This is a genomic window from Halorubrum sp. 2020YC2, assembly GCF_018623055.1.
Taxonomy (GTDB): domain Archaea; phylum Halobacteriota; class Halobacteria; order Halobacteriales; family Haloferacaceae; genus Halorubrum.
In genome coordinates this window covers 1,807,541-1,832,888 of record NZ_CP076019.1, presented here as the reverse complement: position 1 = coordinate 1,832,888, position 25,348 = coordinate 1,807,541, and the positions used below count along the sequence as shown (strand labels likewise).

Genomic DNA, 25,348 nt, shown 5'->3' with positions numbered 1-25,348 from the left:
GCCCCCTCGTCGGTTCATCGATCGGATCGCCCCGTCATCCGTCGAGCGCCCGCTCGATGCCCGCGACGAACTCCTCGGTGGTGTGGGTCCCGGTGGTTGACCACCGGACGCGCCCCGAGGCGTCGACGGCGCGCGCGCTCGGGTAGCTCCCGACGTTGAGCCGCGCGGCGAGTTCGGCGGAGACGTCGGCGGCGACGAGCCAGTCGCCGTCGTTCTCGCGCCACCACTCGACCACCGTCTCCTCGCTGACCGCGCCCCCGACCGGCTCCGTCGTCACGGACACGAACAGCACCTCGTCGCCGATCCGGTCGTGGGCCGCGGCGAGGTCGGGCATCTGCTCGGCGCAGGGGGGACACCACGTCCCGAAGAAGTCGACGAACGTCGGCCGGTCGGGCGCCGGGAGCGTCACCTCGCCGTCGCGGCTCCCGGGTGCGTCGACGGTGTCGAGCGTCACCGGCTCGACCGGTTCCGGGCCGTCGTCGTCGGTCTCCCCGTCGCCACCGTCACCGCTGCCGCCGCTTCCGCCGTCGCCGCCGACCTCGTCGGGGCCGTCACCGCCGAGCGAGTCGGGGACCCCGCCGGTCGCGACGGCGCCCGCTCCGCCGAGCACCCCGACGCTCGCGAGTCCGGCCACCAGGTCCCGCCGCCTCACGCCGTGACCACCCGCCGGAAGTCGTCGACGATCCGTTCCACGTCGGTGGCCGGGCCGCGCGGGTACGACCGCTCCACGATCCCCCGCTTGTTGACGAGCAGGATGAGCCCGTAGTGCGGGAACGCGTACTCCAAGTTCTCGTACTCCGAGCCGTCCGTCTTCTCGATTTTGAGTCCGAAGTTTTCGTCCATCAGCTCCACGCCCGCCTCGTAGCTCTCGGGGCGGAGGAAGTGCCAGTTACCGGCGTCGAGGTCGACGCCGCGCTGATCGGCGTACTCGCGGAGGACGTCGGCCGTGTCTCGCTCGGGGTCGAACGTGAGTGGCAGGAACGCGGCCTCGTCGCCGAACCCCTCCTCGGCGGCGACCTCTTGGACGCGGCGGAGGCGGAGAATAAGCGCCGGACAGACGCCGTCGGGACAGCTCGTGTAGAAGGACGTCCACAGGAACGCGCGCTCGCCCTCGAACTCCGCCGTCGATATCTCCTCTCCCGAGATCGGGTCGGGGACGCTGAACTCGGGCATCTCGTCGCCTCGGATCGGGTGGACCGGATCGCCGCGGGTCTGTTCGGGCGGGCCGAGGATGGTCTCGTTCGCGCCCGCGCCGCCGGAGTCGGGGGAGTCGTCGGCGCCGCCGGAATCGGGAGAGTCGTCGGCACCGCCGGAATCGCCGAGGACGCCGGCGCAGCCGGCGGTGGCGGTCGCGCCGGCAGCGGCGCCGGTGGCAGCGAGCGAGCGGAGGAAGTGGCGGCGGTCCATGTCGTTGTCCGACCTACGTGGTCGCGCGTAAATGAACCCCGCGGCTGATGGCACGCGGTGAACACGACCGGGAGCGCCGGGAGAGCGGCTCCAGCGGTCGTGAACCGTCTCGACACGCGGAATCAGTTCGATGGACGAACGTCCGAAACCCCCGTGGTACCGTGGCCCTCGCAAGGGTTATGCCCGAACGGGTTGTACGTGTATTCGCAATGGCAAACGGTAAGGTTGATTTCTTCAACGACACTGGCGGCTACGGTTTCATCTCGACTGACGACGGCGACCTCGACGACGACGAAGACGTGTTCTTCCACATGGAAGACGTCGGCGGCCCGGACCTCGAGGAGGGTCAGGAAGTGGAATTCGACATCGAATCGTCCCCCAAGGGACCGCGCGCGACGAACCTCGTCCGCAACTAACCCCCGAATCGCGGACGACGCGTCCGCACGCACTACCGGATTTCGGCCGTCGCTCGACGCGATCGACGCCTATCTCCGTTTCTCTCACACTTATTACAGCTCGACGAGCGACGCCGTTCTCCGAGGGTCGACCGCCGCTCGCCGCCGAGGGGCGCGTACCGGCTCGTTCCCGCCGCGATCGACCATTTAAATACGAGCGCGGGCGAAACGCTCCCTAGTGACCGATCCGATCCCGACCGGCTGCCGTCCGGTCGACGAGCTGTTGGGCGGCGGCTTCGAGCGCGGCGTCGTCACGCAGGTGTACGGCCCGCCGGCGGCGGGGAAGACGAACCTCGCGCTCGCCGCGGCGGTCGAGGTCGCGGCCGGCGGCGACCGCGCCCTCTACATCGACACCGAGGGGCTCTCGATCGACCGGTTCGAGCAGATGGCCGAGGGGCGGCTCGACCGGAGCGACGGCGACGAGGCCCTCGAGGCGCTCGCCTCGCGGCTCGTCATCTCGGAGGCGTACGACTTCGACGACCAGCGCGAGGCGGTCCGCGACGCCGAGGAGCTGGCGGAGGAGGTGGAGCTGATCGTGTTGGACTCCGCGACGGGCTTCTACCGGCTGGAGCGGGCGGGCGACACCGAGGGCGGCGAGTCGCTGCGGAAGGTCGCCAAGCAGGTGACGCACCTCCTCTCTTTGGCTCGGCGGCACGACATCGCCGTGGTGATCACGAATCAGGTGTTCACGGACCCCGACGGCGACCGCGACCGCGCGCTCGGCGGCAACACCCTCAGCCACTGGACCGGCGCAATCGTCCGCGTCGACCGGTTCCGCGGCGGGAACCGCCGGGCCACCCTCGAAAAGCACCGCTCGAAGCCCGCGGGCGACACCGCGACGTTCCGGATCGTGGCCGACGGGCTCGCGGAAGGCGCAGACGGGTAGTGACGCGGCGGTCGGCCGCGGAAGCGCGTCGAAAACGGTCGGCCGCGGAAGCGCATCGAAAACGGTCGGTCGACGGAACGGTTGAAGCGACGAAAATACAGCCGGAGTCGGTCAGGGTCGGCGGACGAGTGCGGCCCGAGTCGGCGGCCGAACGCCGATCCCGGACTCGATGTTCACCCGCGCGTCGGGTCGCCTATCGGCTCACAGCTGGCCGAGCTTCCGGAGGAGCTGGCCGCGGTACTCCTCGTCGGCGTTGACGCCCTTGATTTCGAGGACGTTACGCTCCAGCTTATCGAGCGCGACGTGGAACGCGTGCTCGGCGCCGTACCCCTCGCCGGAGCCGCCGACCTGCCCCTCGTTGGTGCGGAGGCGGATCTGACACTGGATCAGGGGCGTGCCGCGGAGCTTCTCCTTGTGGGCGTGGAGGCGGACGTGCGCGTGGATGACGTGCATGTCCGCGTACTTGTCCGCGACCTGCTCGATGGACTCGACGATGTGTTCGCGGGAGGTCGTGTCCAGCAGGTCGACGTTGGTGATCTGGACGTCCATCGAGTCCTGCTCGGTGAACGTGAGCGCGCGCAACACGTCGGTCTTCGTCACGATTCCGGCGACGGTGTCGGCGCCCTTCGGCGTGACGACCAGCCCGGACACCTCGTTGTCGAACATGCGCTCGACGACCGCCTGCGCGGTCTCCTCGCTCGTCGCCGTGACGACCGGATTCGACATGATGTCGTAGACGGGGATGTCGAGCATCCGGTCGATGTCGCCGGCGCGGTCGCCGCTGCCCTGTCGCTCGTGGTCGCGGACGACGAACTCCACGATGTCGTTCGTGGTGACGACGCCCACGAGGTCGCCGTCCTCGTCTAACACCGGGAGCCGGGAGACGCCGTTCTCGCGGAGCCGGTTGATCGCGCGGCCGACGCTCTCGGTCTCACCGATGCCGATCACGTCCTCGGTTGCGATCTGGCCGACGGTGATCGCGTCGAGGCTGTCGAGGACGGCATGGAGGATCTGGTCGACGGTGACGATGCCGTAGAGCTTCTCGCCCTCGTAGACGGGCGCGATCTTCACGTCGCCCTCGACGAGGAGCCGGGCGGTCTCGCGGACGTCCTCGTGGCGGTCGACCGAGGGCGCCGGCTTCATCACCGCCGACACCTTCGTGTCGTCCTCCATGCGCGAACGCATGAGCTGTTTCTCTCCGACGACCCCGGCGTACTCGCCGTCCTCGACGACGACGATCCCCTTCGGGTTCTCTCGCTCGAAGATAGAACGGACCTTGGCGAGCCGCTCATCGACGTCGACCTCGACGTATTCCGACACTGCGATATCAGAGATGTTCATGATCCAATCTGAGTCTTCGACGGGACGGGTATTGAAAGTGCGGGGGTCGTCGCGTCCGCCCGGACTCGTCATCCGGCGGTCGGAATCCGCCTGAAGGTATTTCCGCGTCGCGGACGGAGGTCATCCGTGAAGATTTCGACCGCGCTGATCGCCCTCGGCGTCGCGCTGATCGTGGTCCCGCTCCCCGTTCCGATCCCCTTCATCGGCGTGATCGTCGGGACGCTCGCGCTGCTCGCCGGGCTGTTCCTCCGGTTGTTCGGGCTGTGAGCCTTCGGCTGTTCGGCGTCTGAGACGCCGGCCCCTCGGCGTGTGAAACCTTTTTGCCCGCTACCGACGCAGGGAGAGGCGTGTACGACGCCATCGTCCTCGACAACGACGGGGTGTTGGTCGGGCGGACGCCGTTCGACACGCTCCGCGAGGCCGCCTGGGACGCGTTCGTGAGTCTCGGCGTCGAGGACCCGGACCTAGCTCACGTCGACGACGTGGCCGTCGGCGTCGACCCCGCGACCCTGACCGACATCTGCGAGCGCTACGGCGTGGACCCCACCGAGTTCTGGCGCGTCAGGGACGAGACCGCGGCCGCCGCGCAGATCGACGCGGCCCGGAAGGGGCGGAAGACGCCGTACGACGACGTCGACGCCCTCCGCGCGCTCGACGCCTCGCTCGGCGTGGTCTCGTCGAACCAGCAGGCAACCGTCGACGCCCTCCTCGACCACTTCGGGCTGGCGGGCCACTTCGAGGTCGCGTACGGCCGCGAGCCGTCGGTCGCCAGCCTCTCGCGGAAGAAGCCCTCCCCGTACTACATCGAGCGCGCGCTCGAAGACCTCGGGGCCGAGACGGCGCTGTTCGTGGGCGACAACGAGTCGGATGTCCGCGCGGCGGACAACGCGGGCATCGACTCCGCGTTCGTCCGCCGACCCCACCGCCGGTCGACGGAGCTCGCCTGCCACCCGACCTACGAGATCGACGACCTCCACGACCTCGTGAGCATCTGCGGGCGGGCGCCGGCCGACGACTCGGTCTGAGGCGGCACCCGGCGGCGTCCGACCGAAATCCTGATTTGCGGTCTCGACGAGTTGGGGCCGTGTCCGATCCCTCCAGTTCAGCGGGGGCGTCAGCCCCCGACGCTCCTCCGCGCGTCGATTCCTCCCGCGTCGATCGGGGCGCGCTCGACGCCGCGGTCGCTCGCTACCGCCGCGCCGAGCGCGTCGTCAGTTGGACGCTCGCGCTGCTCGTCGCCGGCGCGTTCCTCGCGGCGGTCGCCGCGCTGTCGCTCTGGCCCGGGGTGGCGGTCGCGACCGTCCTCGTCGTCGCGCTCCGGCTCCCGGCGTTCCGCCGGCGCGGCTCGACCCGGCTCCGGACCGACGCGCCGCCCGAGACCGTCGTCCGCGAGTTCGCGTCGTCGACGCCGCCGGTCCTCGCGTTCCAGTGGGGCGTCGCCGACGAGGTCCGCGGTCCCGACGGCGAAGCGACCGCTCTCGGAGACGACGACAGTGACGAGCGCCCGTCCGGGACGACCGCGACGTACGCCTTATCGTACCTCTTCGGACTCAGGACGGCCGAGCTATCCCTCGACGTCGACGCGACCGACGGCGACCGACCCTCGAAGGGGGCGCCCGACCGGGACGACGAGTCGGACCGGCCGGCCGCCGCGTCGGTCGAAATAGAGGCGACGACGGACGGCCGTCCGTGGGCTTCGTACGCGGTCGGGGTCAGCGAGGCGGCGGACGGCGGGAGCATCGTCGACGTCGAACTCCGGCCGACGCGACGGTTCGACCTCCGCCGGATCCCGCAGGGCCGGGCCGCGGAACGGCACTACGCCGACGCGCTCGCGGCGCAGGGGTACGAGGTCGTCCAGCGGACGACCTCGCTGACGCGGTGACTCACCTCTCGGCTCACGCGACGAGTTCGGTCTCCGGCGCGTCGACGGCGGTCCGGGAGACGCCCTCGGCGTCCTCGGCGCCCCGGAGGTCGACGCCTCGGAGCCGGAACGCGAGCGCCGCGTCGTTTCGGCCCGCCGGCGACCGCGGGCTGAGCGTCGTCTCGGCCGCGCGGTCGCCGGCGTCGCCCTCGCGAACGACGACCACCTCCCCGTCCCTGAAGGCGACGTGGCGGACCTCTCGGAGCGGAACCTCGGTCCGGGCGTTCCGGAGCGCCGAGAGGCCGACCCCGGCGAACGCCGTCGCGAGGCCGAACGCCGCGACGCCGACGCCGGCGCCGGGGTCGCCGGCCCACTCCAGCAGCACCCCGACGGCGCCGAACGCGGCGCCGAGCGCGGACACTCCCACGTCGCGTCCGACGGCGGGGAGCCGTCCGCTCGCGAGGCTCCGAGCGGCCTCGCAGCACGTGCGACCGACTCGCCGCCGAACCCGCACCTCGTCGGGCGCGACCTCGACGCGTCCGGCGGCCGTCGCGAACGACCACGTCCCGGTCCGGCTCATTCCGCGTCGGCTCCGAGCGGAGACGCGAGGGACGAGAGGGGCGCGCGGTCGACGGCGAGCCGACGGGGACGGGGAGGGATAGCGGACATGAACGGCCGTACGAGGACCGTTCACGTAAATGCTGCCGTGGGTCGGGGTACCCGCAGACCCGGGTGCGGGCGCGCCGTTTCCGCTCCGCGACGGGAGGTTTTTCTTCCGCGGCGCGGACCGGGACGCATGGAACTCCCGCCCGTCGGTCTCGGCACGATGGGGATCGACGACCCCGACGCGGTCGCGACCGCGCTCGACCTCGGCTACCGCCACCTCGACACCGCGCGGATCTACGACAACGAGGCGGTCGTCGGCGAGGGCCTCGCCGCGGGGTTGGCCGGAGACGGCGGCGTCGACGACGCCGCGGACGGCACGGGGAACCTCGACCGCGACGACGTGACCGTCGCGACCAAGCTGTGGATCGACGACCTCGCGGCCGACGCGGTCGAGCCGGCCGCCCGCGAGAGCGCGGACCGACTCGGGGTCGACGCCATCGACCTCCTGTACGTCCATCGGCCGCGCGGCGACTACGACCCGGCGGCGACGCTGCCGGCGTTAGACCGGGTGGTCGAGGAGGGACTCGTCCGGAACGTCGGCGTCTCGAACTTCGAGAGGCCCGATCTCGACCGCGCGGTCGACGTCCTCGGCCGGCCGCCCGCCGCCCATCAGACGGAGCTCCACCCGCTGTTTCACGAGCCGGAGCTGTTGGACCACGCCCGCGACCACGGCTATCCGGTCGTCGCCTACTCGCCGCTCGCCGGCGGGCGGGTGCGCGAGGTCGACGCCGTCGTCGGGGTCGCGGACGCGCGCGAGACGACGCCCGAGGCGGTCGCGATCGCGTGGGCGACCGCGAAGGAGCCGGTGGTCGCGATCCCGAAGGCGTCGAGCGAGGAACACCTCCGCGCGAACCTCGCGGCGGCCGACCTCGAACTGACCGAGGCCGAGGTCGCCGCGATCGACGCCGTTCCGCGCGAGGCGGAGTTGTTCCCGGAGTAAGCTCGTTCGAGTCTGATCCACTTTCTCGGATCGAATTGGAAAGAGAGATTCGGTAATACGCACGATCCCGGGTCATTTTTACCTCGGGACCGCCGAGGCTCTGGCATGACGGAGACCATCGACGGGGAGTCGGTCGCGGCCGACGTGCGCGACGCGGTCGCGGACGAGGTGACGAGGCTGTCGGACGCCGGCGTCGAGCCGGGGCTGGCCACGGTGCTGATGAGCGACGACCCCGCGAGCGAGACGTACGTCTCGATGAAGCAGCGCGACTGCGAGGAGGTCGGCATCGAGAGCTTCCACGTCGAGATCGACGCCGACGCGCCCGCGAGCGAGCTGTACGAGACGATCGACGACCTCAACGACCGCGACGACGTTCACGGAATACTGGTCCAGCTTCCCCTCCCGGACCACGTCGACAAGCGGACGGTTCTCCGCCGGATCGACCCGGAGAAGGACGTGGACGGCTTCCACCCGGAGAACGTCGGCCGCCTCGTCGCGGGCGACGCCCGGTTCAAGCCGTGTACCCCCCACGGCGTCCAGAAGCTGCTCGACGCCTACGACGTGGAGACCGAGGGCGCGGACGCGGTCGTCGTCGGCCGCTCCGACATCGTCGGGAAGCCGATGGCGAACCTGCTGATCCAGAAGAGTCCGGTCGGGAACGCGACGACCACGGTCTGTCATTCCCGGACCGAGGACTTGGAGGGGAAACTGGCCGGCGCGGACATCGTCGTCGCGGCCGCGGGCGTCCCGGGGTTCCTCGACGGCTCGATGCTGAAGGAGGGCGCGACCGTGATCGACGTGGGGATCAACCGCGTCGACGCGGACACCGAGAAGGGGTACGAACTCGTGGGCGACGTGGAGTACGAGTCTGCGAGCGAAGTGGCGGGGGCGATCACTCCGGTCCCCGGTGGGGTGGGGCCGATGACGCGCGCGATGCTGCTCTATAACACGGTGAAGGCGGCCGGCCTCCAGCGCGACGTCGACGTGCGTCTGGAGTAGCGCGGCGTCGACCGCCGGGGGCGTCCCCTACTCGTCGGGACGCCAGCGGCCGCCGATGTCGTCGCGGGGATAGTCCTGATACGTGCCGTTGAGGAACGTGGTGACGCGGCCGTCCTCCTCGCTGAGCGTGACCGCCCAGAGGACGTCGTCGCGCAGCGACGTCTCCAGCGCGCTCATGTGTTTCGTGCCCATCCAGTCGGGGAACTCCAGGGCGGCGACGCCCGGCACCTCCTCTTCGAAGGGGCTCCGAACGCGGACCATCTGTCGCTGAATGGTACCGTCGCCGGTCACGACGACGGCCCCGTCGCGACTGAACGCCACGTCTCGGGCGACCTTGGTGAACACGTCGGGCGACTCGGTGACGACCTGACAGCGGTCGACCGGCCACTCGTTGTCGCCGAGCGGATCGGTGTACTCGTCGAAGTTGACCTCCGCCACGATCAACACGTAGAGGCTGGGACCGCTCACGTACTGCTCGCCCCACTGGTCGAACCCGAGACTGAGCGCCTCGGCCGTGTACCTGATCTGGTCCATCAGGTCCTGGCTCGTCGCGTACTTCTTCAGCACTCGGTCGAGCGATTCCATGTCGTATGTGACACAACGTCACGGTTCCTGTTAAAGACACGTCACGACGTCGCCGGCTGGCGAGCCGCCTGCGGCGGGAGCGCGGTCTACTCCGTGAGGCTCAGTCGTCGTCGGCCGCGGCGGCGCGGTTCCGGATCTCGATCCGACCTTCGATCTCGGGGTCGATCCCGCGTTCGCGGGCGTACTGGGCCAGCACCTCGTACTGGATGCCCGCCTCGTCGATGCGGTGGCGCTGCGCGAGCGTCGGGAACTCGTGTTCGGAGTGGAGCAGATACTCGGAGACGGCGACCGTGTAGCGCGCGTCCGGGTCGATCGGCTCGCCGCCGACGGTCGCCTCTAAGATCAGCTCGGCGTCGTCGTCCCAGACGACCCGGGCGTTCGAGACGTGGCCGTGCCACCAGTCCTCCTCTCCGAAGTCCACGTCGGGCGCGGCCATCTCGCGGAGCACGTCGTGGAGCTCCGCGCCGCTGACGGAGGCGAGCGCCACCGGCTCCTCGAACGGGATCAGCGAGATCAGGTCCGCCTTCGTCACGTCGCCTTCCCACGGGTCGCCCTGCCGGAGCCCGCCCGCGTTCGACAGGCCCACGTCGGCGTCGTGGGCCCAGCGGAACGCGTCCGCGACGAAGTTCCCGACCCGGCACTCCCCGCCGTGGACCACGTCGCCGGCGCGCTCGATCGGTCCGTCCACGACGTCGACGGTCTCGTCGAGGTCGGCGGCGGCCATCCGCTCCGCGAGCGCGTCAGCGAGGCCGGGCGCTGGCTCGGCCCCGTCCGGCTCGTGGAGCGTCGCGGTCGGGGGGTCGGCGCCGAGGTCGACCTCGGCCACCGCCTCGCCGTTGACGCCCGGCCGGACGAGGAGGGTGCCGTCGACGACCTCGTTCCGGCGGCTGTGGACGTGGCCCCCGAGGACCGCGTCGACGTCGAGTTCGCGGGCGAGGTCGTCGTCGCCCGCGCCGAGGTGCGAGAGGACGACGACGTGATCGAGTCGCTCGCCGGCCTCCCCGCCGTCGGTGCCCTCCGCGACCGCGGCGCGCGTCGCCGCCAGTGCGTCGCCCGCGGCCGCGACTGGGTCGTCGAAGGAGAGGTCCGCGGCCATCGGGTTCAGCGAGTCGGTCGCGGGGTCGGTGACGCCGACGAACCCGACGCGCTCGCCGTCGACCTCGCGAACCGCCCACGGGACGACGCCCTCGTCGCGGCCGAACGGCTCGCCCGACTCGTCGCGCACGTTCGCGGAGACGAACGTCGCGGGCGCGTCGGCGACGAGGCCGCGGAGCGCGTCGGGGCCGTAGTCGAACTCGTGGTTGCCGAACGTGTCGAGGAGGGTGTCGGTCGCCGCGTAGAAGTCGAGGACCTGCCTCCCGGTCGCGACCAGCGAGAGGACGCCCGGCGCGGTCGTGTCGCCGGTGGCGACGACCGCGGCGTCGGGGCCCGAGAGCGCTCGGATCCGACCGGCGAGGCGGGCCGCCCGCTCGGGGGCGTCGAAGACGTTCTCGATGTCGGAGTAGTGAACGAGACGGACCATTCGATGTCGGACGGGAGGGGCGAGCGATGCTTAAAAAGCGCGGAGTCGGCCCGGCGCCGGCGAGCGCCGTCGCCGTCGTCTCCGCGGCCTCGACTGCGACCCCGCCCGCTATTCCGCCCCGTGATCCCCGCTCGCACACGCGCAGGACATTGAAAGCGCTTTTATGGATGTCCGGACTACGACGGGGCACAGCCTCTGTGGGGTTGATGATGTGCCGTTCCGTTAGGGACCGACCACGGGACGGGCACGCGAGCCCGCACGGAGGATAGGTGAACAACATATGCCCGTTTACGTAGACTACGACACCCCAGCGGACCTCGCGGAGCGATCCCTCGAAGCGCTCGAGGTCGCCCGAGACACCGGTACAGTAAAGAAAGGAACCAACGAGACCACCAAGGCCGTCGAGCGCGGCAACGCGGATCTCGTTATCGTCGCTGAGGACGTCTCCCCCGAGGAGATCGTGATGCACCTCCCCGAACTCGCCGAGGAGAAGGGGATTCCGGTCGCCTTTGTCGACACGCAGGACGAGGTCGGCCAGGCCGCCGGTCTCGAAGTCGGCTCGGCCGCCGCCGCCGTCGTCGACGCCGGCGACGCCGCCGACGACGTCGAGGACATCGGCGAGAAGGTCGCGGAGCTCCGATAACCTCCCATGAGCGCAGAAGAGGGCACCGGCGACTCGACGACCGCGGAGGTCATCGAGGTCGTCGGCAAGACCGGGATGCACGGCGAGGCCATGCAGGTCAAGTGCCGCATCCAGGAGGGATCGAACCAGGGCCGGATCATCACCCGGAACGTCCTGGGTCCCGTCCGTCTGGGCGACGTGCTCCAGCTGCGGGAGACCCAGCGCGACGCCGACTCCATCGGAGGCCGATAACCAATGGTCGAGACACGCACCTGCGATTACAGCGGCGAGGAGATCGAGCCCGGCACGGGCACGATGTACGTGAAGAAAGACGGACAGATCCTCCACTTCGTCGACTCGAAGGCGGAGAAGAACTACTTCCTCGGCCGCGAGGCGCGCGACGTCGAGTGGACCGAGGAGGGCCACCGCGCGGGAGGCGACGACCAGTGAGCCACCACGACGAGCGCACCTTCGTGATGGTGAAGCCCGACGGCGTCCAGCGCGGTCTCATCGGCGAGATCGTCTCTCGCTTCGAGGACCGCGGGCTCAAGCTCGTCGCCGGCAAGTTCGTCCAGCTGGACGAGGCGCTCGCGAAGGAGCACTACGGCGAGCACGAGGACAAGCCGTTCTTCGACGGTCTCGTCGACTTCATCACCTCCGGCCCCGTCTTCGCGATGGTGTGGGAGGGCGCGGACGCGACCCGACAGGTCCGCGCGATGGTCGGCCAGACCGACCCGACCGAGTCCGCCCCGGGCACGATCCGCGGCGACTTCGGTCTCGACCTCGGCCACAACGTGATCCACGCGTCGGACCACGAGGACGAGGGCGCCAACGAACGCGAGATCGACCTGTTCTTCGACGACGACGAACTCGTCGACTACGACCTCGACACCGCCGCGTGGGTGTACGAGGAAGAAGACCACTGACGCGGCCGCCTTCGGACTTTCACTTTTCGCCGCCGTCCGTCGAGTCCTCGCTCAGCCGACACACCGCGTTTCCGGTGAATCACAGCAGAGAACACCACGCAGTCGTCCGTTTTCCGGATCTGAACCAGTAATAACCGCCCGGATCGCCGCCGCCGGCTCAGGTGTCGACGGCGATCGCGGTCCCGTCGTCCGCCACCACGATCACCTCGTCACCGCCGTCGCCCGTGACGTCGGCAAACAGGGGGCCGCCGTAGGCGACGACCTCGCCGGCGTCGCCGCGCGCGATCACGTCGCTACCCTGCGTCATCGCGAGGACTTCGCCGCCGCGGTTGACCGTGACCGGGGCGAGTTCGCCGTCGCCGTCGACGTCGCCCATGCGCGGCTCGTTGATCCGAGTCGACGCGCCGTACTGCTGTTTCCAGACCACCTCGCCGTCGAGGAGGTCGACCGCCCACACGCTGCCGGAGCCGCCGACGTACACCCGGCCGGGGTCCGCGTCCCCGACGGCGATCGGGCGGTCCTGTAACTTGACCTCGTACCGGTCCGACCCGTCGCTCGCCTCGACGGTCTCGATGTCTCCGTTCGCGCCGCCGAGCGCCAGCACGGGCCCGTCGCGGCTGTCCGCCGCGTTCCAGCTCAGCGGGTTCACGCTCGGCTCGGTCGTCCACCGCGTCGCGCCGCTCGCGTCGAGCATGTGGACCGTCGCGGGGTCGCCCGCGGTCGTCAGCACCGCGAGTCCGCCGCGCTCGTCCGCCTCGGCGTCCGGCTCGACGACGAGGGGTCGACGGTCCACCTCGCCCGGCAGCGAGGCCTCCGCGACGGGGTCCCCGTCGCCGTCGACGACGCGGACCGTTCCGTCGCCCGCGACCGCGGCGACCTCTTGGCTCCCGTCGCCGGTGAGGTCGCCGGTCGCGGGCCGGACTCCGCCGTCCCCGCCGAGGTCGACCGCGAACCGCTCCGTCCCGTCGGTCGCGTCGACGACGACGAGTTCCCCCGGCGCCGTCGTGAGCGCCACGACCGGGTCGCCGGCGAGAGTCCCCACGGTGAGTCCGCTGACGCCGACCGGGGCGTCGTCGCTCCCGTTCCCGCCGCCGCGCTCCGCGTCCGGCCCGGAGACCGGGACGGTCCAAGCGGTCTCGTCGGTCCCGACGACGGTGGCGTTGACGACTCGCGACCCGTTTTCGACCGCGGGTCGGAGGAGGAGGGGGTCCCCGTCGACCGTCGCGACCACGGCGCCGGTGCCGTCGTCGCCGGCGGCCGGTTCGGACTCCCAGACGACCGTCGTCTCCGTGGTGGCGTCGTCGACGCCGACGAACGCGAAGAGCGCCACGCCGACGCCGGTCGCGCCGCCGGCGAACAGGATCAGCGCCGCGAACAGGACGCGTCGGTCCATTTGAACTCGCTTCGGGCGTCGCGGTGAAACGGTTGTCGGATGCGGCGCTCCCGGTCCGCGGCGCGCCGAACGGCGCGTCGAGAGCGGTCTGCCCCGCTACAGGAGCGTCGCCACGCGGTCCGCGCGCGCGTCCCCGACGAGTTCGCGCAGCGCCGCGGGGTCGCGCTCGCCGTCGGCGTTGACGAGGTAGACGGCCCCGTCGCGGTCGCCGTAGACGCCGTGGAGGTCGTAGACGAAGCCGTACACCATCGCGTCGGCCGCCTCCTCGCTCTCGCGGGCGAACGCGACCTGCTCGTGGACGTTGTACTCGACGAGCCTGTCGCGGACCGAGGCGCCGCCGCCCGGGTCGCCGATGTCTCTCTCCCCCGCCCCGCCGTCGTCGCCGCGGACGGCCGGGTCGTCCAGCCCGGCCTCGACGATCGGCAGCAGCGACTTAACGTCGGCGCGGACGCCCGGCTCGGCCGGGAACTCTCCGGTGCGAGCCGCGGCGAGCGCGGCGCCGACCGCGCCGCACCCGGTGTGTCCGACCACGGCGAGCACCTCGGTGTGGGTGTGACCCAGCGGGTACGCCACGCTCCCGTCGAGGACGCGCTCGCCGTCGACGAGCGCGCTCACGCTGTTGCCGATGGCGCCGGAGGTGAAGAGGTACCCCGGCTCGTCGACCGCGAACATCCCCTCTTGGGAGACGCGCGAGTCGGAACAGCAGACGGAGACCACGCCGGGGCGCTGGTCGTCGCGGTGGCGGTCGAAGGCGCCGGGGGCGAGCGCAGCGACGTGGTCGTCGTTGCGGTCGAGGAGGTCAGCGAGTATCCGGCGGTCCATGCCGGCCTCTCCCGGCGGGGGGACTAAAAGCGTCGGGGCCGGGCACCGCCGCTCCGGCGCCGTTCCGGCGTCGCTCCGCCGCCGGAACGAGGCCGGTCAGACGACGAGACCGACGACCGAGACCAGGACTCCGACGACGAACACCGCGAGGAGCGCGACCGTCGCGATCACGACCGCGGGCGCGAGCGCCTCCTCGTTCTCGTCGAGGACGATGTCTTCCATGAGCTGCATGTCCGGGCCGTCGTCGCGGCGGGGTTTGAACGCTTCGCTCGACCGCGGGACCGGCGGGGCGACGACGGGCGCAGCGGACCGACCCGGTGATCTCCGACTCGCAGATGGACGGACGGGCAGCCGGACCGCCCCCGCCGACGTGTTTTTGTGCGTCCGGCGTGGCGGATACGCCAACACGATGCCACGCGAACAGTACCAGACGAAACTGGAGGGGCTCCGCGACGACGTCCTCTACATGAGCGAGGTGGTCGCGGAGCGGCTCCGCAAGGGCCTCGACGCCCTCGAACGGCAGGACGGCGAACTGGGCGAGGAAGTGATCACCGGCGACGCCGAGATCAACGACCTCTACCTCGAGTTAGAGGGGCAGTGTACGGACCTCATCGCGCTCCAGCAGCCGGTCGCCGGCGACCTGCGGTTCATCGCGGCGTCGTTCAAGATCATCACCGACCTCGAACGGATCGCGGACTTAGCGACGAACCTCGGGGAGTACGCCAAACAGGCCGACAGAGAGGTGTTCCCCGACGTCGACGTCCAGCGCATCGGTGACGACACGCTGGCGATGCTCGAGGAGGCGATGGCGGCGTACGCGGAGTCGGACCCCGATCGCTGTCACGCCGTCGCGGAGGCCGACGACGACGTCGACGCCGCCTGCGAGGCCGCGAGCGACCTCGTCGTCCGCGACCTGATCGAGCGCGACGAACTCCGCGACGACGAGGACGTGGAGGCGACGATGCGAAACGTCTCGCGGCTCCTCCTGACGATCCGCGACCTCGAACGGGTCGGGGACCACGCGGTCAACATCGCCGCCCGCTCGCTGTACATGATCGAGAACGACGACGAACTGCTGTACTGAGCGGGACCCGGCGCCGGTCCGGGGTCGTAGCCCGGTCGACCCTGCGCCGGGAACGTGTCACTCCGGGGAACGCTGTCCCCCTGCTATATCCGTCCGACCCGAGACGGCGGACACATGGTTCTCGGAGCTATCGTCTCGTTCGTCGTGGCGCTGCTGGTCGGTGGACTGGGGATTTATATCAGCGGTCGCGTCGTCGCGGGCGTCGACGACTACTCGCACGCGGTGGTCACGGCGCTCTTCGGCGCTCTCGCGTGGGCGATCGGGTCGCTGATCCCCCTGATCGGGTCGCTGGTCGCGCTGATCGCGTGGGTGTGGGTTATCAACTGGCGGTACCCCGGCGGCTGGAAGGACGCCGCGATCATGGGGCTGGTCGCGTGGGCGGCCGCGCTGGTCGTCATCGCGGTCCTGAACGGCGTGCTCGGCCTCAGTATCAGCGCGTTCGGCGTCCCCGGCGTCTGACTCGCCATCGGTCGGTCCGGCCCAGATCCCCTTCTCAGGTCGTGATCTCGAACCGGGCGCCGCCGGTCGCGTCGCCGGCGGCGCGGATCTCCCAGCCGTGCGCGTCGACGATCCGCTCGACGATCGACAGCCCGAACGCGCTGCCGTCCTCCCGGGCCGTGTGCCCCTTTTGATACCCCGCGGCAACGGAATCCGCTGGCGCCGGCTGCCGAGCGCGGACTCAGTCGTCCGCGACGGCGGCGGCCGGCGCCTCGGTCCGCTCGGACCCGGACGGCGACGTCCACTCTAAGTCCGACTCGTAGTGGAACGCGCGGTGCTCTTGCGTCGGGTCGACGACCGTCAGCGAGAGCCAGTCGTTGTCCAGCAGTTCGGCCACCCCCTCGTTGTCGGCTAAGACCTCGGTGACGCGGTCGACCGGCGCGTGGAGGACCGTCGAGAGGCGGAGCGGCTGGTGGTACGGCTCGTCGGCCGCGGCCATGACCGACTGGAGGGGGAGGCCGGTCATCAGGTCGCCGCCGTTGCCCTGATGGACGCCGACGTTCCCGACGGGGTTGTGGGTCACCTTCGACCCGCTCCCGTACGCCGCGTTGTCGACCGTCGAGAAGTAGTACTGCGCGTTGATCCACTGGGTGACGACCATCGGCCCGGCGAGGATAGCTTCGAGCGCGTCGCCCTCGGGGTCGGTCTCCCAGTCGTACGAGTGGAGGAAGGCCCGCCCGTCGAGGTCGAGGTCGCTCGTCAGTTCGCGGGGCCCGACGACGAACCCGGCGTTTCCGGCCAGCCCCCACTCCGGGCGCGTCTCGGCCCAGTCGCCGGCGCGGCGCTCGGTCTCGCGAACGGCCGCGTCTCCGGAGTCCGACCCGGTCCGCTCGGCCGCCGCGCCTTCGCGCGCGGCGTCGAGGTCCGCGCGCAACCGGGCGAGGTCCTCGGCGTGCGAGTCGGGCACGTCGCCGTCGTACAGCGCTATCTCGTCGGTCGTCGTGTTGTGCTCGGCCGCGAGGAAGACGGTGTCGTCCGGCACGTCGTGGCCGCGCTCGCGCAGGCCCGCCTTCACCTCGGGGTCGTTACAGATCGCCGCGAGCACGCGGGCGTTCGGTCCGCCCGGGTTGCCGGCGCAGGCGCCGCAGTCGAGGCTGGAGCCGTAGGGGTTGTTGGCCGTCTCGGCCGCGTGGCCGGCGAAGACGACGAGCCGCCCGAACGCCTCCCAGCCCATCAACTCGAAGGCGGTCGCGGCGTACTCGACCCTCTCGTCGCGGGTCAGTCCTACCGGGAGGCCCACCCCGGAGTCGTCGTGGTCGTGGACGCCCGGCTCGCAGAACTCGTGGTCGTCGGGCGTCGAGTCGTCGGCGGCGCCGAGCACGTCGTACACCCGCCCGGGGAGGAGGGTGCGGGCCGCGAGCGCGACTCCGTACCCGCTCCCGGCGCCCTCGACGAAGCTGAACGCGGTGGCGGGGTTGGACTTCAGCGCCTCGACCACGTCGCCGGCGGCCTCGCGAAGGCTAGCCAAGCGGTCGCGGCTGGCCCGCGCGTCCCCGTCGGTCGGCACCTCGGAGATCCGGTGTTGGGCGTCGACGATGGGGGGACACGCGTCGACCGACGCGTCGGCGTCGTACCCGCGGTACTCCATCGGGACGCCGAAGAAGCCGGCGTACCCGTGGGTCTCGTAGTCGCCCGTCGCCTCGATGTGCCGCCGGACAACCTCCGAGCGCGTGTCGATACAGAAGACCAGTTGCGCGTCCGGCCGCCCCGACGCGCCGCCGTCGACGCGGGCGTCGGCCGCCTCGCCGCGGGCCTCGCTCTCGGCCGCGACCCGGTCGACGAGTTCGCCGCGGTAGCTCGCCTCCCACGCGCTCAGGAACGCGTCGGCCGGCTCGTCGGCGGTCTCGGCCTCGCTGTCACCCGATTCGGGCGGTGGCGCGACGTCGACGTCGAAGGCGTCGAGCAGGGCGAGCCGGACCGCGAGGTACCCTTCGAGCGTGATCGGGTGCGCGGACTGCCACGCGCCGTCGTCCGCGGCGCGGCGCTTGATCAGGCCGGTCCACCCCGGGAGCGCGGCGAGTTGCGCCTCGAAGACCGACCCCCATCTCCCCTCGGGGTACGGCCCCAGCACGGACTCGACGGCGTCGATAGGCGACGCCGGCAGATCGGCCGCGAGGCCCTTTTCGGGTATCTCGTCGTCGTACGGCGCCACCGAGCGGAAGGCGTCGTAGAACCCGTCCTCCCGGTTCGGCATCGACCACTCTGCCTGCCCCTCGTCGAGGAACGCCGACAGCCACTTCGAGAGCACGCGGTCGACCCGCTCGACGCCCGGGTGCTCCGCCTCGTCGCCACCGGACGGCCCTCGGGTCTCGGTGCCGGTCGGATTCCCGCTCTCGGCGCCGCTCTCCGTCCGGTCCAGCAGGGTCTCGGGGTCGGCCTCGTACCCCCGTTCGGTCAGCTCCGCGTCGAGGAGTTCGGGGTCGATCCGGCCGTCGTCGAGGGCCGCCCGGAACGTCTCCGGGCTCGGGTAGCCGCGACCGCCGAGGCGGTCGGCCGCCAGGGACACGGCCTCGGAGAAGGGCCGGTCCTCGAAGCCGGAAAGCGGGTTTGCGGTCACGAACGAGTGGATCGGCCAGACCGGGCCGACGGCGGTCGCGGCGTCGTCGATGCGCTCTCTGATGGCGCGTTCAGTACTCATTGTATTCCTCCGTGGCGGTCAACACCGTCTCGGGCGCGGGTTGCCCCGCGTTCAGCAGCGCGACGTAGAGGCGCTCGCTCCGCTCGTGGACGCCCGTCTCGGTCGCGACGTACGCCGCGAGGAAGGCGACGGCGACGAGCGCGTGGAGCGCGGTCAGTTCGGTGGGCGCGGAGACCATCGGCACCCCGGCGAGGACGCTCGACACGGCCTCGTAGACGAGCGCGTACCCCGCAATCGCCGGGAGGAAGACCAGCGGGATCGCGCCGTAGCGGGCCGCCGGCGACAGCGCGGTCTGGCGGAGGGCGCTCCGGGCCGCGTGGAGCGTGGTGAGCGCGACGAGCGCCGCGAGCAGCAGCCCGCTGTCGACGCTCGTCCCCTTCCCGGTGAGGACCGCGAACGTCGCGCCGCCCGCCAGGCCGGTCGCCAGCACGACGACCGCGCCGACGGCGCTCGTCCCGGAGCGGTCCTCCTCGCCCGGGGCCCCGAGTTCGACCTCCTCGCCGGCGCTGAGGAAGTGGTACGCCTTGTAGAAGCCGTGGACGATCAGGTGCGTGATCGCGGCGCCGAAGAAGCCCAGCCCGGCCTGCATGATCATGAAGCCCATCTGGCCGACCGTCGAGCAGCCCAGTTCGCCCTTGACGTCCGGCTGGACCGTCTTGAGTAGTTTCCCCAGCAGGGCGCTCGTCGCTCCCGCGACCACGACGGCGAGCATGAGCGTCGCGTCGGCGGTCACGACCGGGGCGAAGCGCGTCAACAGGACGCCGCCCGCGTTGACGAACCCGGCGTGCATCAGCGCCGAGGCGGGCGTCGGGGCGGTCATCGAGGAGAGCAGCCAGCCGTGGAACGGGACCAGCGCCGACTGGATCATCGCCGCGAGGACGAGCGCGGCCGCGGCGACGAACCACGCGGGACCGCCGAGACCGTCGGCGCTCGCGGCGACCCCGGAGACCGTCGTGGCGCCCGTCGCCCACCAGAGCGTCGCGAGCGCGACGCCGAGGAGCGCGCTGCTGGCGAGGAAGGAGCGGCGGGCGACGCTCGCGGCGGCCCGCGCCTGCGGCCAGCCGTCGACGGCCCCGATGAGCCGGGCCATCGCCAGCCCCATCGCCAGCCAGCAGAGCCAGAACAGCGCGACGTGGTCGGCCGCGACGAGCGCAATCACGGCGAGCGTGAACGCGAAGACCGTGCCGAAGAACGCCGTCTCGTGGGCGCTCCCGGCCATGTAGCGGCGCGAGTAGCTGTGAACGACCCCGCTGAAGAAGGTGACAACGACCCACAGCAGGACGGTCAGCCCGTCAACGGCGACCGCGCCGGGGAGCTCCCACGCCCCCTCCAGTCGGACTCGGGCGACGAGCGCGGCGACGCTCGCGGCGAACAGCGACCACGCGAGCCACGTCAATACCGCGGGGACGGGCGACGACTCGCCCGCCTCCCGGAGCGCTCCGACCGTCGGTTTCGAGGTGCGTCCTGACATCGTTCGACTCGTCACGCGACCGCGTCCGGCGTTCGGAACGCATCCGAATCCGAATACGGTCGCATCTACCCAAATTTGAGAACACAACGTCTATTAAAGCTGTCTGTGTTCACAAATCGTTCGATCAAACCAGATCATAGAACATTATGTTTATCCGAGAGGCCGCTGAGCGGCGAGGGCGTCGGCCACCCGACGGCCCGCGTTCACGGACCGTTCGCCGTCGTCACTCAGAAAACCATATCGTTCGCGAGCGCGCAGGGGCGGTATGGAGGAACTCTCTGGGACCGTCCTCGTCGGGGAGTCGTTCGAGCGCGTTCGCGGGCGCGTCGTCGTCGAGGACGGGCGGATCGAAGCCGTCGAGGAGACGGACACCGACTCGACGGACGTCGTGATCCCGGCGTTCGTCAACGCACACACCCACGTCGGTGACTCCGTCGCGAAGGAGGCGGCGGTCGGCCTCTCGCTCGACGAGGCGGTGGCGCCGCCCGATAGCCGCAAACACCGGCGGCTGGCGGCCGCCGACCGCGACGAGCTCGTGTCGGCGGTGCGCCGGACGCTCCGGTTCATGCGCCGGACCGGGACGGTTTCGTGTCTGGACTTCCGCGAGTCGGGACCCGCCGGCGCGCGGGCGCTCCGCGACGCGGCCGCCGAGACGGGCGTCGACCCGTTCATCTTCGGGAGCGGCGACCCGTCCGTCCTCGACGTCGCCGACGGCTACGGGGCCTCCGGCGCGAACGACGACGACTTCGCGGCGGAGCGCGCCGCCTGCGAGGAGCGCGGCCGGCCCTTCGCGATCCACGCGGGTGAGCCGGACGCGACCGACGTCCACCCGGCGCTCGACCTCGAACCCGACCTCCTCGTCCACATGGTCCACGCGGAGCGAGAGCACTTGGCGCGGGTCGCGGACCAGTCGGTTCCGGTCGCGGTCTGTCCCCGCGCGAACGAGGTCCTCGACGTCGGAAAGGCGCCCATTCGGGAGCTGCTCGACCACACGACTGTCGCGCTCGGGACGGACAACGTCATGCTGAACCCGCCGTCGATGTTCCGCGAGATGGCGACCGCGGCGAAGCGGTTCGACGTGACCGACCGGGAGGTGCTGCGGATGGCGACCGCCGCGGGCGCCGAGATCGCCGGCCTCGACTGCGGGGTCATCGAACCGGGCCGGCGGGCGGCGCTCGTCGTCCTCGACGGCGACTCCGACAACCTGTCCGGCTCGGTCGACCCCGTGAGCGCGGTCGTCCGGCGAGCGACCGGGCTGGACGTCGAGCGCGTCCTCGTCTGATCGGCTCCCCGCCCGATCACCACACCCGGGTCACTCCTCGCCGCTTCGCCCCGAGTCGAACCTGCCGAAGGGGGTCGTCTCGTGGGTCCGCACGAGCACCTCGTCGGCCACCGTGACGCCCATGTCGAGGAGCGCCTGCGCCACGGGCGTGATGTCGTCGTCCGACTCCCCGACGACGGTCACGAGGAGGTTCTGCTCGCCGGTGACGAGCTCCTGGACCGAGACGACCCCGTCGATCTCCAAGATGTCGGGGATCAGCTCGCCGCGCTCCGGTATCGACGCGGTACAGTAGAGCAGCATCCGGAGCGGGTACCCCGACCGCTGATAGTCGACGCTGGCGCTGTACCCCTTGATCACGCCGTCGGACTCGAGGCGCTGAATGCGCTTGCGGACGGTGCTGTCCGAGGTGCCGGTCCGCTCAGCGATGTCACCGGACGACGTGTTGCGAGCGTCCGCCTGTAGCGCGTACAGGATCTCCCTGTCGACGTCGTCGATCGCTCCGTTGCCCATGGTTCGTGGTAGACGCGTGGCGGTTTTATACGTTGGCGGCTCGCCGGTCCGATCCGGCGTCCGCGTGCTCGGTCGCGGCCGCCGCGATCCCGACGCCTACATACGGTCCCCGCCAGTGGGTCGGATATGGCGACCTACACCGCGGACATCGACGTGCGGTTCCGCGACATCGACGCGATGGGCCACGTCAACAACGCCGTCTACGCGACGTACATCGAGCAGGCGCGGACGCGGTTCTTCCGCGACGTCCTCGGCATCGACATCTCCGGGGCGTCGACCGTGCTGGCGTCCATCTCCATCGACTTCCGGCGGCCGGTTGAGCTCGCCGACGGCGAGGTCACCGTCACCGTCGACGTGGCCGACCTCGGGCGGTCGAGCGCGACGATGACCCACGAGGTCCGGGTGAGCGGCGCCGTCGCCGCGGAGGCCGAGGCGACGCTCGTCTCGCTCGACCCCGACACCGGCGAACCGGCGCCGATCCCGGAGGACCACCGGGCGGGGATGGCGGAGTACCACGACTCCTGAGGCGGGGAGTCGGTCCGACCCGGCCGCCGCGAGGGGACGGACTCGACCGGCCGCGCCGACCCGGACGCACACCTTCTTGACGCCGCGGACGGATCGTTCGGTATGAGCGTTCGACTGTACGCCCTCGACGGGTGTCCGTGGTGTGAGAAGGCGGCCGACGCCCTGGCGGAGGCGGGCGTCGAGTACGAGACGGAGTGGGTGGAGGCGCTCCACTCCGAGCGCAACGAGGTCAAGCGAGTCAGCGGCCAGCGCGGCGTCCCCGTCCTCGTCGACGAGGAGCGCGGCGTGACGATGGCGGAGAGCGCGAACATCGTCGAGTACGTCGAGAGGACCCTCGAATGAGCATCTACACCGGCCGCGGCGACGAGGGCGAGACCGACCTCCGGGACATGAGCCGGGTGTCGAAGTCGAGCCACCGCATCGAGGCGTACGGCTCCGTCGACGAGGCGAACGCGCTGCTCGGGACGATCCGCCCGACCGGCCACGGCGACGTCGACGACCTGCTGGAGACGGTCCAGAACCACCTCCACATCGTTCAGGCCGACCTCGCGAACCCCGACCCCGACCCGGACGACCCGCAGGTCGAGCGCCGCCACACCGAGGAGCTAGAGGAGCGCATCGACGCGTTCGACGAGGAGCTTGAGCCGCTCACGTCGTTCATCCTCCCCGGCGGCGGCGAGGCGGGGGCGGCGCTCCACCACGCGCGCGCCGTCGCGCGCCGGGCCGAGCGCCGCGTCGTCGACCTCGCGCGCTCGGAGCCGATAAACGAGGCCGTCGTCACCTACCTCAACCGGCTCTCCGACCTCCTGTTCACCCTCGGGCGCGTCGTCAACGCGCGCGACGGCGAGCCGGAGGAGTCGCCCTCGTACTGAGTCGCCACGAGCGCGCGACTTTTCCCCGTCCCGCGCGAGAGACGGGTATGACGCTCGACAGCTACGAGGCGGCGGTCTCCGGTCTCGACCCGGCCCCCGGCGAGGTCGAGACGGCGGAGCTGGTCGTCACCGACGACGCGCTCGTAAAGGCGTTCGTCCTCGGCCCGGACGCGGCGGTCGACGCCCACGAACACGCCGACGCGACGAACGTGTTCCACGTGGTAGAGGGAGAGCCGACCGTGGTCCGCGACGACGAGGAGGAGGCGCTCGCGGCGCCCGCGGTGGTGCCGAACGAGCGGGGCGCGGTCCACGGCGCCCGCAACGACACCGACGAGCGGGCCGTGCTCACGGCCACCCTCGCCCCGCTCTGATGGACGGCGAAATCGACCCCGAGGAGCTGTCGGCGCTGCTGGACGAGCGCGACGACGGCTCCGTCGACGAATCCGCTGACGGCCCCGCCGACGAGTCCGAATCACTCCGAATCGTCGACATCCGCGACCGGCGCGCGTTCGACCGGGGTCACCTCCCCGAAAGCGAGTGCATCCCGTTCCCGGAGCTGACGAACCGGGTCGCGGCCCTCGAAGGCGCCGACCGGATCGTCACCGTCTGCCCGCACGGCGTCGCCAGCCGGCAGGCGGCGCAGCTGATCGGCAGCTACGAGGGGACGCAGGCGGCGCGCGTCGAGAGCCTCCGCGGCGGCGTCGAGGCGTGGGAAGAAGCGGTCGGGGAGCTACGGTCGACGGACGAGCCGGACGGCGACGCCGGGGACGCGGACGAGGGCCCCGAGCCGCCGTTCTGACCCGAAGGGTCCCGAGCCGGCTCAGATGGCGCGGACGCGGACCCGCCAGAAGTCGCGGAACGCGTCGTCGAGCGCCGCCTCCGGCTTCCCGGTTGCGTCGGAGACGTCGGTGATGTCGGCGCGGTCGCGCACCCGACCGAGGACGCTGCGCTCGCCCACGGCGATCACGCGGTCGACTCCCCCACCCTCCGCGACGCCCTCTCCCTCCGCGACCGCGGCGAGCGCCTCGTTCGCCTTCTCTAGGTGGTCGTCGATCTGCCCCTCGCGGCGGCGCTCGAAGCGCCCCTGCGAGAAGCCGCCCTTCGAGTGCGCCTCCTTCACGTCGCTCGTGAACCCCTCGAAGGCGACCCGCTCGTCGCCCTCGTAGGTGCCGACGGCGAAGACGTCCGAGCGGACGACGGCGAACGCGAACCGGCCGGTCGGGCGGAACCACCCGTCATCGAGTCGGAAGCGGTCGCTCCACCGGTCGAACGGCTCCGGCTCGACCGGCGGCGTCAGCGCCGCGCTCACCGCGCCGGTGTCGTCAGCGAGGACGACGGCGGGCGCGGCCCGCCGGACCAGCGCCGTGCGGTCACCGAACCAGTCCGAGACGGTCGCCGGGACGGAGTCCGCGTCCGGGACGTACGCCGTGAGCAGCCCCTCGGGGTCGTCGCTCTCGACGGCCCTGAAGCGGTCGAGCGCGTCCGCCAGCCGCGAGCCGCCGTAGTCGCTCACGCGCCGGAAATCGATCGACTCGTCGGTTCCCTCGGCGCGCTCCAATCGCTCTTCGAGCGACTCGATCCGGTGTTCCAGCTCGTTGACGCGCTCCTCGGCGCGCTGGCGGTCCGCGACGGCGTCGGAGCGGCGCTCCTCCTCGGCCTCGGCGCGGCGTTCGAGGTGGCGCTTCTCCTCTTCGAGCTCCTCGATCCGCTCTTTCAGCTCGGCGCGCCCGAGCAGCCTGTCGATCATACCGAATCCGCGACCCCCTGCGACCTAAAAGGTGCGTCTGCGGCGGCGACGACGCTGATGTGATTTATAAATGAACTCCGTGCGGTGGCGCGTGCCGATGAGCGCCGCAACGCGGCGCGAATCGCACGCGCGAGGGAGTCGCTGGCGGCGCTAGCCGCCAGCGACGAGGCTGGGGAGGCGTGAGGTGCGGTTGCGGTGCTGTGCGGGGTGGGACTCAAAGGGGCAGTCGCGAGGCGGGCGCAGGTGACGCAAGCACCGGAGGGAGCGAACGGAGTGAGCGACCGAGGAGCACAGCG

32 protein-coding genes are annotated in these 25,348 nt (G+C 71.1%); 19 read left to right on the top strand and 13 right to left on the bottom strand.

All coding sequences use genetic code 11. From position 1 onward, the window contains the following. Positions 1-34 precede the first annotated feature (34 nt). Together KI388_RS09095 and KI388_RS09090 are read right to left on the bottom strand one after the other, a co-directional pair. Positions 35-652 (bottom strand): TlpA disulfide reductase family protein, encoded by a 618-nt coding sequence (locus tag KI388_RS09095; protein ID WP_215086339.1) that lies wholly within the window; start codon positions 650-652, stop codon positions 35-37. Next, positions 649-1,407 (bottom strand): SCO family protein, encoded by a 759-nt coding sequence (locus tag KI388_RS09090; protein WP_215086338.1) that lies wholly within the window; start codon positions 1,405-1,407, stop codon positions 649-651. The genes KI388_RS09095 and KI388_RS09090 overlap by 4 nt, the downstream gene beginning before the upstream one ends. Positions 1,408-1,616: 209 nt before the next feature. Here KI388_RS09090 and KI388_RS09085 point away from each other — a divergent pair, with 209 nt between their 5' ends. Further along, positions 1,617-1,823 (top strand): cold shock domain-containing protein, encoded by a 207-nt coding sequence (locus KI388_RS09085; RefSeq protein ID WP_004595330.1) that lies wholly within the window; start codon positions 1,617-1,619, stop codon positions 1,821-1,823. Between the two features lie 217 nt (positions 1,824-2,040). Continuing rightward, complete coding sequence (radB, locus tag KI388_RS09080; RefSeq protein ID WP_215086336.1) at positions 2,041-2,748, top strand: DNA repair and recombination protein RadB; 708 nt, start codon at positions 2,041-2,043, stop codon at positions 2,746-2,748. A gap of 201 nt (positions 2,749-2,949) precedes the next feature. Here the strand turns inward: radB and KI388_RS09075 are convergent, their stop codons facing one another. Then, positions 2,950-4,089 (bottom strand): CBS domain-containing protein, encoded by a 1,140-nt coding sequence (locus tag KI388_RS09075; RefSeq protein WP_215086334.1) that lies wholly within the window; start codon positions 4,087-4,089, stop codon positions 2,950-2,952. Positions 4,090-4,215: 126 nt separating this feature from the next. Between KI388_RS09075 and KI388_RS09070 the strand changes: the two genes are divergently transcribed. The 3 genes from KI388_RS09070 to KI388_RS09060 all read left to right on the top strand — a co-directional run bounded on the left by KI388_RS09070 (position 4,216) and on the right by KI388_RS09060 (position 5,971). Continuing rightward, a complete protein-coding gene (locus KI388_RS09070) occupies positions 4,216-4,356 on the top strand; it encodes a hypothetical protein (protein ID WP_215086333.1) in 141 nt (46 codons plus the stop codon). Positions 4,357-4,436: 80 nt separating this feature from the next. Next, positions 4,437-5,114 (top strand): HAD family hydrolase, encoded by a 678-nt coding sequence (locus KI388_RS09065; protein ID WP_215086332.1) that lies wholly within the window; start codon positions 4,437-4,439, stop codon positions 5,112-5,114. Between the two features lie 59 nt (positions 5,115-5,173). Beyond that, positions 5,174-5,971, top strand: coding sequence for a hypothetical protein (locus tag KI388_RS09060; RefSeq protein WP_251133131.1), 798 nt, complete (start codon positions 5,174-5,176; stop codon positions 5,969-5,971). A gap of 13 nt (positions 5,972-5,984) precedes the next feature. Here KI388_RS09060 and KI388_RS09055 read toward each other — a convergent pair whose 3' ends face one another. Continuing rightward, positions 5,985-6,530, bottom strand: a complete 546-nt coding sequence (locus KI388_RS09055; RefSeq protein ID WP_215086331.1) for a hypothetical protein — start codon at positions 6,528-6,530, stop codon at positions 5,985-5,987. A gap of 216 nt (positions 6,531-6,746) precedes the next feature. Here KI388_RS09055 and KI388_RS09050 point away from each other — a divergent pair, with 216 nt between their 5' ends. Both KI388_RS09050 and KI388_RS09045 read left to right on the top strand, forming a co-directional pair. Beyond that, a complete protein-coding gene (locus tag KI388_RS09050; protein WP_215086330.1) occupies positions 6,747-7,556 on the top strand; it encodes an aldo/keto reductase in 810 nt (269 codons plus the stop codon). 105 nt (positions 7,557-7,661) lie between these two features. Further along, positions 7,662-8,555: a bifunctional methylenetetrahydrofolate dehydrogenase/methenyltetrahydrofolate cyclohydrolase gene (locus KI388_RS09045; RefSeq protein ID WP_215086329.1), complete on the top strand. Its 894-nt coding sequence runs from the start codon at positions 7,662-7,664 to the stop codon at positions 8,553-8,555. Between the two features lie 27 nt (positions 8,556-8,582). Here the strand turns inward: KI388_RS09045 and KI388_RS09040 are convergent, their stop codons facing one another. Together KI388_RS09040 and KI388_RS09035 are read right to left on the bottom strand one after the other, a co-directional pair. Further along, entirely contained in the window at positions 8,583-9,140 is a 558-nt protein-coding gene (locus KI388_RS09040; RefSeq protein WP_215086328.1) for a diadenylate cyclase, read from the bottom strand. Positions 9,141-9,240: 100 nt separating this feature from the next. Next, a complete protein-coding gene (locus KI388_RS09035) occupies positions 9,241-10,662 on the bottom strand; it encodes a bifunctional metallophosphatase/5'-nucleotidase (RefSeq protein WP_215086327.1) in 1,422 nt (473 codons plus the stop codon). 280 nt (positions 10,663-10,942) lie between these two features. Between KI388_RS09035 and rpl7ae the strand changes: the two genes are divergently transcribed. From rpl7ae to ndk, 4 genes are read left to right on the top strand one after another with little or no spacing between them, the layout of a single operon-like run. Continuing rightward, positions 10,943-11,305 carry a 50S ribosomal protein L7Ae gene (gene rpl7ae / locus KI388_RS09030; RefSeq protein ID WP_004595322.1) on the top strand — a complete coding sequence of 121 codons (363 nt, stop codon included), beginning with the start codon at positions 10,943-10,945 and terminating at the stop codon, positions 11,303-11,305. A 6-nt stretch (positions 11,306-11,311) separates the two neighbouring features. After that, complete coding sequence (locus KI388_RS09025) at positions 11,312-11,536, top strand: 30S ribosomal protein S28e (protein ID WP_004595321.1); 225 nt, start codon at positions 11,312-11,314, stop codon at positions 11,534-11,536. A gap of 3 nt (positions 11,537-11,539) precedes the next feature. Further along, positions 11,540-11,734: a 50S ribosomal protein L24e gene (locus KI388_RS09020; RefSeq protein WP_149798246.1), complete on the top strand. Its 195-nt coding sequence runs from the start codon at positions 11,540-11,542 to the stop codon at positions 11,732-11,734. Next, positions 11,731-12,210: a nucleoside-diphosphate kinase gene (ndk, locus tag KI388_RS09015; protein ID WP_215086326.1), complete on the top strand. Its 480-nt coding sequence runs from the start codon at positions 11,731-11,733 to the stop codon at positions 12,208-12,210. The genes KI388_RS09020 and ndk overlap by 4 nt, the downstream gene beginning before the upstream one ends. 157 nt (positions 12,211-12,367) lie before the next feature. On the opposite strand, the gene KI388_RS09010 is transcribed toward ndk, so the two are convergent. The 3 genes from KI388_RS09010 to KI388_RS15505 form a co-directional block, all read right to left on the bottom strand. Continuing rightward, entirely contained in the window at positions 12,368-13,603 is a 1,236-nt protein-coding gene (locus tag KI388_RS09010) for a PQQ-binding-like beta-propeller repeat protein (RefSeq protein WP_215086325.1), read from the bottom strand. 96 nt (positions 13,604-13,699) lie between these two features. After that, the gene (locus tag KI388_RS09005; RefSeq protein WP_215086324.1) at positions 13,700-14,425 is read right to left on the bottom strand and encodes a carbonic anhydrase; all 726 of its coding nucleotides are present in this window, start codon (positions 14,423-14,425) and stop codon (positions 13,700-13,702) included. A gap of 96 nt (positions 14,426-14,521) precedes the next feature. After that, positions 14,522-14,656 (bottom strand): hypothetical protein, encoded by a 135-nt coding sequence (locus KI388_RS15505; protein WP_256441492.1) that lies wholly within the window; start codon positions 14,654-14,656, stop codon positions 14,522-14,524. Positions 14,657-14,834: 178 nt separating this feature from the next. On the opposite strand from KI388_RS15505, the gene phoU reads away from it, so the two are divergent. Continuing rightward, a complete protein-coding gene (gene phoU / locus KI388_RS09000; protein WP_215086323.1) occupies positions 14,835-15,509 on the top strand; it encodes a phosphate signaling complex protein PhoU in 675 nt (224 codons plus the stop codon). Positions 15,510-15,623: 114 nt separating this feature from the next. Beyond that, on the top strand, positions 15,624-15,968 hold the full coding sequence (locus KI388_RS08995; protein WP_215086322.1) for a hypothetical protein: 345 nt from the start codon (positions 15,624-15,626) through the stop codon (positions 15,966-15,968). A gap of 220 nt (positions 15,969-16,188) precedes the next feature. On the opposite strand, the gene KI388_RS08990 is transcribed toward KI388_RS08995, so the two are convergent. Continuing rightward, positions 16,189-18,645, bottom strand: coding sequence for a DUF2309 domain-containing protein (locus KI388_RS08990; RefSeq protein ID WP_215086321.1), 2,457 nt, complete (start codon positions 18,643-18,645; stop codon positions 16,189-16,191). After that, on the bottom strand, positions 18,635-20,116 hold the full coding sequence (locus KI388_RS08985) for a proton-conducting transporter membrane subunit (RefSeq protein WP_215086320.1): 1,482 nt from the start codon (positions 20,114-20,116) through the stop codon (positions 18,635-18,637). The genes KI388_RS08990 and KI388_RS08985 overlap by 11 nt, the downstream gene beginning before the upstream one ends. A 265-nt stretch (positions 20,117-20,381) precedes the next feature. Here KI388_RS08985 and KI388_RS08980 point away from each other — a divergent pair, with 265 nt between their 5' ends. Beyond that, entirely contained in the window at positions 20,382-21,398 is a 1,017-nt protein-coding gene (locus tag KI388_RS08980) for an amidohydrolase family protein (RefSeq protein ID WP_215086319.1), read from the top strand. Positions 21,399-21,428: 30 nt separating this feature from the next. On the opposite strand, the gene KI388_RS08975 is transcribed toward KI388_RS08980, so the two are convergent. Continuing rightward, complete coding sequence (locus KI388_RS08975; RefSeq protein WP_215086318.1) at positions 21,429-21,908, bottom strand: Lrp/AsnC family transcriptional regulator; 480 nt, start codon at positions 21,906-21,908, stop codon at positions 21,429-21,431. A 126-nt stretch (positions 21,909-22,034) separates the two neighbouring features. Here KI388_RS08975 and KI388_RS08970 point away from each other — a divergent pair, with 126 nt between their 5' ends. From KI388_RS08970 to KI388_RS08950, 5 genes are all read left to right on the top strand, one after another. Beyond that, complete coding sequence (locus tag KI388_RS08970; protein ID WP_215086317.1) at positions 22,035-22,433, top strand: thioesterase family protein; 399 nt, start codon at positions 22,035-22,037, stop codon at positions 22,431-22,433. Positions 22,434-22,535: 102 nt separating this feature from the next. Further along, complete coding sequence (locus KI388_RS08965; RefSeq protein ID WP_215086316.1) at positions 22,536-22,775, top strand: glutathione S-transferase N-terminal domain-containing protein; 240 nt, start codon at positions 22,536-22,538, stop codon at positions 22,773-22,775. Next, complete coding sequence (locus KI388_RS08960; protein ID WP_215086315.1) at positions 22,772-23,305, top strand: cob(I)yrinic acid a,c-diamide adenosyltransferase; 534 nt, start codon at positions 22,772-22,774, stop codon at positions 23,303-23,305. The genes KI388_RS08965 and KI388_RS08960 overlap by 4 nt, the downstream gene beginning before the upstream one ends. Before the next feature lie 47 nt (positions 23,306-23,352). Next, entirely contained in the window at positions 23,353-23,676 is a 324-nt protein-coding gene (locus tag KI388_RS08955) for a cupin domain-containing protein (RefSeq protein WP_215086314.1), read from the top strand. Continuing rightward, entirely contained in the window at positions 23,676-24,104 is a 429-nt protein-coding gene (locus tag KI388_RS08950; protein WP_215086313.1) for a rhodanese-like domain-containing protein, read from the top strand. The genes KI388_RS08955 and KI388_RS08950 overlap by 1 nt, the downstream gene beginning before the upstream one ends. A 21-nt stretch (positions 24,105-24,125) precedes the next feature. Here the strand turns inward: KI388_RS08950 and KI388_RS08945 are convergent, their stop codons facing one another. After that, positions 24,126-25,052 carry a Vms1/Ankzf1 family peptidyl-tRNA hydrolase gene (locus KI388_RS08945; protein ID WP_215086312.1) on the bottom strand — a complete coding sequence of 309 codons (927 nt, stop codon included), beginning with the start codon at positions 25,050-25,052 and terminating at the stop codon, positions 24,126-24,128. Positions 25,053-25,348: the final 296 nt, after the last annotated feature.

Coding starts and splice junctions, on each gene's coding strand:
- KI388_RS08965 (WP_215086316.1), top strand. CDS start 22,536: ATGAGCGTTCGACTGTACGCCCTCGACGGGTGTCCGTGGTGTGAGAAG.
- phoU (WP_215086323.1), top strand. CDS start 14,835: ATGCCACGCGAACAGTACCAGACGAAACTGGAGGGGCTCCGCGACGAC.
- KI388_RS09090 (WP_215086338.1), bottom strand. CDS start 1,407: ATGGACCGCCGCCACTTCCTCCGCTCGCTCGCTGCCACCGGCGCCGCT.
- KI388_RS09020 (WP_149798246.1), top strand. CDS start 11,540: ATGGTCGAGACACGCACCTGCGATTACAGCGGCGAGGAGATCGAGCCC.
- KI388_RS09075 (WP_215086334.1), bottom strand. CDS start 4,089: ATGAACATCTCTGATATCGCAGTGTCGGAATACGTCGAGGTCGACGTC.
- KI388_RS09050 (WP_215086330.1), top strand. CDS start 6,747: ATGGAACTCCCGCCCGTCGGTCTCGGCACGATGGGGATCGACGACCCC.
- KI388_RS09010 (WP_215086325.1), bottom strand. CDS start 13,603: ATGGACCGACGCGTCCTGTTCGCGGCGCTGATCCTGTTCGCCGGCGGC.
- KI388_RS08995 (WP_215086322.1), top strand. CDS start 15,624: ATGGTTCTCGGAGCTATCGTCTCGTTCGTCGTGGCGCTGCTGGTCGGT.
- KI388_RS15505 (WP_256441492.1), bottom strand. CDS start 14,656: ATGCAGCTCATGGAAGACATCGTCCTCGACGAGAACGAGGAGGCGCTC.
- KI388_RS09045 (WP_215086329.1), top strand. CDS start 7,662: ATGACGGAGACCATCGACGGGGAGTCGGTCGCGGCCGACGTGCGCGAC.
- KI388_RS08950 (WP_215086313.1), top strand. CDS start 23,676: ATGGACGGCGAAATCGACCCCGAGGAGCTGTCGGCGCTGCTGGACGAG.
- rpl7ae (WP_004595322.1), top strand. CDS start 10,943: ATGCCCGTTTACGTAGACTACGACACCCCAGCGGACCTCGCGGAGCGA.
- KI388_RS09085 (WP_004595330.1), top strand. CDS start 1,617: ATGGCAAACGGTAAGGTTGATTTCTTCAACGACACTGGCGGCTACGGT.
- KI388_RS09035 (WP_215086327.1), bottom strand. CDS start 10,662: ATGGTCCGTCTCGTTCACTACTCCGACATCGAGAACGTCTTCGACGCC.
- KI388_RS08955 (WP_215086314.1), top strand. CDS start 23,353: ATGACGCTCGACAGCTACGAGGCGGCGGTCTCCGGTCTCGACCCGGCC.
- KI388_RS08975 (WP_215086318.1), bottom strand. CDS start 21,908: ATGGGCAACGGAGCGATCGACGACGTCGACAGGGAGATCCTGTACGCG.
- KI388_RS08985 (WP_215086320.1), bottom strand. CDS start 20,116: ATGTCAGGACGCACCTCGAAACCGACGGTCGGAGCGCTCCGGGAGGCG.
- KI388_RS09040 (WP_215086328.1), bottom strand. CDS start 9,140: ATGGAATCGCTCGACCGAGTGCTGAAGAAGTACGCGACGAGCCAGGAC.
- KI388_RS09055 (WP_215086331.1), bottom strand. CDS start 6,530: ATGAGCCGGACCGGGACGTGGTCGTTCGCGACGGCCGCCGGACGCGTC.
- KI388_RS08945 (WP_215086312.1), bottom strand. CDS start 25,052: ATGATCGACAGGCTGCTCGGGCGCGCCGAGCTGAAAGAGCGGATCGAG.
- KI388_RS09025 (WP_004595321.1), top strand. CDS start 11,312: ATGAGCGCAGAAGAGGGCACCGGCGACTCGACGACCGCGGAGGTCATC.
- KI388_RS08990 (WP_215086321.1), bottom strand. CDS start 18,645: ATGAGTACTGAACGCGCCATCAGAGAGCGCATCGACGACGCCGCGACC.
- KI388_RS08960 (WP_215086315.1), top strand. CDS start 22,772: ATGAGCATCTACACCGGCCGCGGCGACGAGGGCGAGACCGACCTCCGG.
- KI388_RS09005 (WP_215086324.1), bottom strand. CDS start 14,425: ATGGACCGCCGGATACTCGCTGACCTCCTCGACCGCAACGACGACCAC.
- KI388_RS08970 (WP_215086317.1), top strand. CDS start 22,035: ATGGCGACCTACACCGCGGACATCGACGTGCGGTTCCGCGACATCGAC.
- KI388_RS08980 (WP_215086319.1), top strand. CDS start 20,382: ATGGAGGAACTCTCTGGGACCGTCCTCGTCGGGGAGTCGTTCGAGCGC.